General features: G+C 37.1%; 4 protein-coding genes and 1 pseudogene. 2 read left to right on the top strand and 3 right to left on the bottom strand.

The window, feature by feature from the left end; genetic code table 11:
• Positions 1-170: 170 nt before the first annotated feature.
• Together GQR46_RS16965 and dkgB are read right to left on the bottom strand one after the other, a co-directional pair.
• Positions 171-458 (bottom strand): putative quinol monooxygenase, encoded by a 288-nt coding sequence (locus GQR46_RS16965; protein ID WP_165741650.1) that lies wholly within the window; start codon positions 456-458, stop codon positions 171-173.
• 78 nt (positions 459-536) lie between these two features.
• Positions 537-1,352 carry a 2,5-didehydrogluconate reductase DkgB gene (gene dkgB, locus GQR46_RS16960; protein ID WP_165728061.1) on the bottom strand — a complete coding sequence of 272 codons (816 nt, stop codon included), beginning with the start codon at positions 1,350-1,352 and terminating at the stop codon, positions 537-539.
• Positions 1,353-1,553: 201 nt separating this feature from the next.
• On the opposite strand from dkgB, the pseudogene GQR46_RS16955 reads away from it, so the two are divergent.
• Positions 1,554-1,867, top strand: a pseudogene (locus GQR46_RS16955) (LysR substrate-binding domain-containing protein); the annotation flags it as partial.
• 152 nt (positions 1,868-2,019) lie between these two features.
• Entirely contained in the window at positions 2,020-3,060 is a 1,041-nt protein-coding gene (locus GQR46_RS16950) for a metal-dependent hydrolase (RefSeq protein WP_165741648.1), read from the top strand.
• Positions 3,061-3,134: 74 nt separating this feature from the next.
• Here the strand turns inward: GQR46_RS16950 and GQR46_RS16945 are convergent, their stop codons facing one another.
• Entirely contained in the window at positions 3,135-4,097 is a 963-nt protein-coding gene (locus GQR46_RS16945; RefSeq protein WP_165741646.1) for a sensor domain-containing diguanylate cyclase, read from the bottom strand.
• Positions 4,098-4,125 lie beyond the last annotated feature (28 nt).

The raw sequence follows: 4,125 nt of genomic DNA, 5'->3' as shown, positions 1-4,125 counted from the left end.
TCGCCACACTGCAAATTAACAAAAAAGAGTTCTAATAGATTTCATTGATATATTGGGGAAGTAGAGTATTTAGGCTGGTTAAAGTGTAAGAATAAAAGGTGATGTAAGTTAACAGCACCTATTTGAGTATTTACTTAGTTATGTAGTTTAGCTAAGTGGTATAAAACTGCTTAACCAATTGTTCTATATACATCAATACTACTATTGGTTAAAAGCCCAGTAACCTGCGTACCAAACGCTTTAAAGTGTGGCTCGTTTTTATGCGCTTCAAAGTGCTCATCAGACGCCCATTGTTCGCTAACTACATAGTCAGTATGCTCAGCATCACTTTTTACCGATAATTCATAACGTAAGCACCCTACTTCTTGGCGCGATGACTTTTGTAAATTTTCAAGTGCTGTAAGCATTACATCTGTATCAATATTTTTGCACGACAGTGCAGCTATAACCGTTAACATGTGTATTCCTTATAAAAGTTAAGGTATAGACAATCTACACCTTAAAATATTTGGTTTAACTTTGCGTTTGAGGTAAGTTTACTGATCCCACTGCGGCGCAAAGTCTGGTGTTGCTTGTCGGTCGCCACAATCTAAGCCATCAATGCGGGCTATGTCTTCATCATCTAATTTAACATGGTCGTTAAAGTTATCTTCCAAGTTTTTACGCTTAGTTGATGATGGAATTGTCGTCATGCCATTGGCGTTAACCCATGCTAAAACAACTTGTGCCGGGCTTGCATCATGCTTTTTAGCAATGTCGATAATGGTTTGATCTTTAAGCACCTTACCTACAACAAATGGCATATATGCTGTTACATGAATGTCGTGCTGGGCACAAAAAGCACGCAATTTAGTGTTAGTTAAGTACGGGTGTACCTCAACCTGATTGGTAAATATTTCACGTGAGTCAAGCGTTTGCATTGCTTCATTTAAGTTTGCAATAGTGAAATTAGAAACACCAATGTGCTTAGTTAAACCAAGCTGCTTTGCTTTTAATAATTCAGTAAGGTATTCACTCATTGGCTCGTCGTTAGCAGGCGATGGCCAATGAATTAGCAGTAAGTCGACCGAGTCTACTTGTAGCTTTTCAAGTGACTTTTTAACGCTTGGAATAAAGTCGCTTTTATTTAATTTGTTATTCCACACTTTGGTGGTTAAGAATATTTCACTGCGCGGAATATTGCTGTCTTTTATAGCTTGACCTACTTGCTCTTCGTTGCCATAAATTTGTGCGGTATCAATATGGCGAAACCCAACTTCGAGTGCCATTTTTACTGAGTTATAGGCAGTGTCGCCCTCTAATCGGAATGTTCCCATACCGAGTTCTGGCATTTCTATCACACGTTGTGTCATGGTTTATCCTTATAAAATAATCGGTTAAAAACAAGCTCTTTTAAAGCTTTACGAAATACACCTTTTACTTCTTATTACGACTGTCACTTAAAAATCTATGACCTCATAACAGGTATGAGGTCATTAATTTTAGTTTCAACCTTAACAGCTAAGACTTTATACTTGCTGAATTTCACGTTTATCATGCATACCGCTGTAACGCGTAACAGCAATTGCGCAAATTGATGATTTACAAAATCATAAGTTAATTGGTTTTAGTGACTCCCCTAAATTAAATACCTGGCCGTTAGTAAAGCCCGCTTTATTTACGTTTTCGCTTAGCGCAAGCAGCGGTGAAACAGTGCGCCAGCGGTGTATTGCAAACCAAGGTGTTGCGTTACTTTCTCACTTTATGATTGGCAATGACCTAAAAACAGGTAAATTAGTTGAAGTGTTACCCAATGCAATTAGCTCGCCAAATAACCGAGAAATTATACAAGCCATGTATTATAAAAAATAGTACGGTATCATCTTGAATTACAGCGTTTTTAGATTTTATAAAGCCTAGGCTTAGTTTATAAGCTCTGTATATTGATTTGCTTATTAAATGTTTTAACCGATTTTTTGACGCTTTTTAATAATCGAAAAGTATAAATAACAAAAGTAGTAATTAAAGGTATTAATCAAAATGGATTCTTTAACGCAGGTAGCATTAGGTAGTGCTGTAGGTTATGCGGTATTAGGCAACAAAGTAGGCCGAAAAGCCGTTTTGTGGGGCGCCACTTTGGGCACACTCCCTGATTTAGATGTATTTTTTCCTTATGGCGGCTCTGTAGAAGCATTTACTTATCACCGTGGCTTTAGCCATTCGTTATTAATACATTTATTAATTAGCCCGCTTATTGTATGGCTAATATTAAAAGTACACGCGGGAATGCAAACTTATAAAGTACGCTGGTTTTGGCTGGTGTTTTTGAGTTTATCTACCCACGCTTTACTAGACAGCCTAACGGTATACGGTACACAATTACTCTGGCCTTTTACTGAGTACCCCTTTGCGGTTTCTAGTGTGTTTATTATTGATCCCGCTTATACGTTTCCTTTATTGATTGGCGTAATATGTACGCTGATTCCCAAAATAAAAGCAGCAACGGCTTATCGTATAAATACAGCAGCCTTAGTTTTAAGTAGCCTATATTTATTCTGTGCTTTAATTTTAAAAATAAATATTGATAACAAGGTAAAAACGGCCCTCAATAACAGGCAAATACCAGTAAATGCGTATGTTAGTACGCCTGCTCCGCTAACTACTTTGCTATGGCGTATTGTTGTGATGTCTGACGGGCAATACTATGAGGGTTATGCATCAGTATTTGACGCGCCCAACGATGTTACTTTAACGGCTTATCAAACGACGCCTTCATTGTTAAATAATATTAGCGATGAATGGGCTATAAAACGCTTGCAGTGGTTTACTAAAGGGTTTTATTCGGTACGCCAACAGCAAAGCAATATTGTACTTTCTGATTTACGTATGGGTATGGAATGCAACTATGTGTTTAATTTTGTAGTGGGTCAAAAAAATGATTCAGAAGTAAACCTTGGTAACTTTGAAAAAATAAGTCAAAGGCCAAAATTAAACAATCTTCATAAAATATGGAACAGAGTTTGGCAACCAAATGTGTCTTTAGCATCACCCGCTGCAAAAAATGACTGCAATAGCGAATAACGGCATATTATAAAATTCGTACTAGCATGAGGAAGTTAAGTGAAGTTCAAGCAGCAATTAAACTAAACAGTTCACTAAAGTGATTGCTGCTTTTTTTGCTGATACATTGCAACATCAGCATCTTGAATCATATCCTCAACTGATTTACCTGTATCGTGTTTAAAGTGTGTTACTCCTACACTGTAATCAATTTTGTATGGCTTGTTTAAGGTATTATTAGCATGCGCTATTGCATCCGCAAACCTTTGTAAAACAAACTCTGCTTTTGTCTCGTCTGAGTCGCTTAACATCGCAACAAATTCATCTCCGCCAAGTCGACCTATGACTTCACAATCACGAAATGAACTAAGCATAATTTGTGCAAATTTATTTAATACAAAATCGCCTTCGTGGTGTCCATAAATATCATTAATTTGTTTAAACTTATTGAGATCAAACAATATAAACGACATTGATACTTTGTTTCGCCTACATACATTTAGCGTATGTTCGGCAAGGTTTAAAAAGCCACGTCGATTAGAGATTCTTGTTAACTCATCAATTGTGGCTAGTTGAATTGATTGAATTTCTCGCTCGACTAACGTGCCTAAATCTCTTAGTAATTGTTTTTCTTCATCATTGAGTTGTCTAGGTTTATTATCGGCAAGGCACAAAGTGCCTATAATGACTCCTTCCCTTAATTTTAAAGGAAAGCCTGCATAAAAGCGTACTTTAGGATCGCCTGTAACAAAGGGATTATCAAAAAACCTTTCGTCCTTTGCTGTATCTGGGATTATTAATAACTCGTCCTGATTTATGGTGTGGCCACAAAATGAGGTTTCGCGAGGAAGCTCAGGCGCATCAAGCCCCTGCCTTGATTTAAACCACTGGCGGTCTTCGTCAATCAAAGTAACCAATGAAATAGAAACATTAAACATACGCTTGGCAATACGAGTAACACGATCAAAGCGCTCTTCATGAGACGTATCTAGAATTTTTAATGCTCTAAGCGCGTGTAATCGCTCAGCTTCGTTATTTGGAATCTCAGGTTTAATCATTAAAGCTCTATTAATTTTAAATATTTTA

The sequence above is a fragment of the Pseudoalteromonas sp. Z1A6 genome (assembly GCF_011378745.1).
Classification (GTDB): domain Bacteria; phylum Pseudomonadota; class Gammaproteobacteria; order Enterobacterales; family Alteromonadaceae; genus Pseudoalteromonas; species Pseudoalteromonas arctica.
This window is presented reverse-complemented; position numbering and strand designations above follow the sequence as displayed.